Origin of the sequence: Pseudomonas sp. NPDC087615, assembly GCF_044743445.1 — a bacterium.
Classification (GTDB): domain Bacteria; phylum Pseudomonadota; class Gammaproteobacteria; order Pseudomonadales; family Pseudomonadaceae; genus Aquipseudomonas; species Aquipseudomonas baetica_A.
The window spans coordinates 1-1,961 of record NZ_JBIUWM010000136.1 but is presented as its reverse complement, the minus strand read 5'-3'; the positions used below and the strand labels follow the sequence as shown (position 1 = coordinate 1,961).

Annotated in this window: 2 protein-coding genes; both read left to right on the top strand. The window is 56.3% G+C overall.

The window, feature by feature from the left end:
* On the top strand, positions 1-910 hold a 910-nt coding region (locus ACIOU6_RS27930), incomplete at its 5' end, for a chemotaxis protein CheV (protein WP_401139964.1).
* A gap of 48 nt (positions 911-958) precedes the next feature.
* Positions 959-1,786: a protein-glutamate O-methyltransferase CheR gene (gene cheR / locus ACIOU6_RS27925; protein ID WP_221733039.1), complete on the top strand. Its 828-nt coding sequence runs from the start codon at positions 959-961 to the stop codon at positions 1,784-1,786.
* The last annotated feature ends 175 nt before the right edge of the window (positions 1,787-1,961 follow it).

Genomic DNA, 1,961 nt, shown 5'->3' with positions numbered 1-1,961 from the left:
GAACCAGCGCACGCAACTGGTAGGGCAGAATCGCCTGGAGCTGTTGTTGTTCCGTCTCGACGGTCAGCAGCTCTACGGGATCAACGTGTTCAAGGTTCGGGAAGTGCTGCAATGCCCGCAACTGACGCTGATGCCCAAGTCCAGTCCTGTCGTGTGCGGGGTGGCAAATATTCGGGGGGCGACCATTCCGATCCTTGATCTGGCAATGGCGACCGGTTCCGGGGCGTTGAAAGACAAGAAAAATCCGTTCGTGATCATCACGGAGTACAACACCAAGACCCAGGGTTTCCTGGTTCGCTCGGTGGAGCGCATCGTCAACATGAACTGGGAGGAGATCCATCCACCGCCCAAGGGCACGGGGCGCGATCATTACCTGACCGCTGTGACTCGGGTGGACAATCAGTTAGTCGAAATCATCGACGTCGAAAAGGTGCTGGCGGAAGTTGCACCGACGCCGGAAGCGATTTCGGTCGGTGTGGTCGATGTCGAGACGCAGACCAAGGCATTGTCGCTGCGGGTGTTGACGGTCGATGACTCGTCGGTGGCGCGCAAGCAGGTCACGCGTTGCCTGCAGACGATCGGCGTCGAAGTCGTGGCGTTGAACGACGGCAAGCAGGCGCTGGATTACCTGCGCAAGCTGGTCGACGAGGGCAAGAAGCCGGAAGAAGAGTTCCTGATGATGATTTCCGACATCGAGATGCCGGAGATGGACGGGTACACCCTGACGGCCGAAATCCGCGGCGATGCACGCATGCAAAAGCTTCATATCATCCTGCATACTTCGTTGTCGGGGGTATTCAATCAGGCGATGGTCAAGAAAGTCGGTGCCGATGACTTTTTGGCCAAGTTCCGCCCTGATGACCTGGCATCCCGGGTAGTCGACCGGATCAAAGCAGCAGATATCAGCTAGGGACCTTTTGTCCCTGGCGGTCAACACGATTTAAGAGGCGGCATCAATTTGTCTACGGGTAATTTGGATTTCGAACAGTTCCGGGTCTTCCTGGAAAAAGCCTGTGGCATTTTGCTCGGTGAAAACAAGCAGTACCTGGTCTCGAGCCGTCTCAACAAACTGATGGAGCAGCAAGGCATCAAGTCCCTGGGTGAGCTGGTTCAGCGCATCCAGACCCAGCCGCGCAGCGGTTTGCGCGAGCAGGTAGTCGATGCCATGACAACCAACGAAACCCTGTGGTTTCGTGACACCTATCCGTTTGAAGTCTTGAAGAACAAGGTGCTGCCCGAAGCCATCAAGGCCAGCCCCAACCAGCGTCTGCGGATCTGGTCGGCAGCCTGCTCGTCGGGTCAGGAGCCGTACTCGCTTTCGATGTCTATCGATGAGTTCGAGCGCGTCAACCTTGGCCAGTTGAAGATGGGCGTGCAGATCGTTGCCACCGATCTTTCCGGCAGCATGCTGAACAACTGCAAGACTGGCGAGTACGACAGCCTGGCAATCGGTCGCGGTTTGTCCCCCGATCGTCTGCAGCGTTTTTTCGATCCGAAAGGACCAGGGCGCTGGGTCATCAAGGCACCGATCAAGAACCGGGTGGAGTTTCGCTCGTTCAATTTGCTCGACAGTTACGCCAGCCTGGGCAAGTTCGACATCGTGTTCTGCCGCAACGTGTTGATCTACTTCTCTGCTGAAGTGAAGAAAGACATTCTGTTGCGCATTCACAGCACGCTGAAGCCGGGTGGTTATCTGTTCCTTGGCGCTTCCGAAGCGCTGAACGGTTTGCCGGATCATTACCAGATGGTCCAGTGCAGCCCGGGGATCATTTACAAGGCCAAGTAATCTGCAAATCGGCAACACAAAAACGGGAGTCCGCAGGGGCTCCCGTTTTTTTGTGCCTGGCGTTTCTCTGAAGTCGCCGCAAACCCTGTGGGAGCAACTGTCTTTACCCTGCCATTCGTCACCGCCATTCGGTGCCGTCTCGCAGCATGGCATTGAGTCTGATAAGCAGTATCCG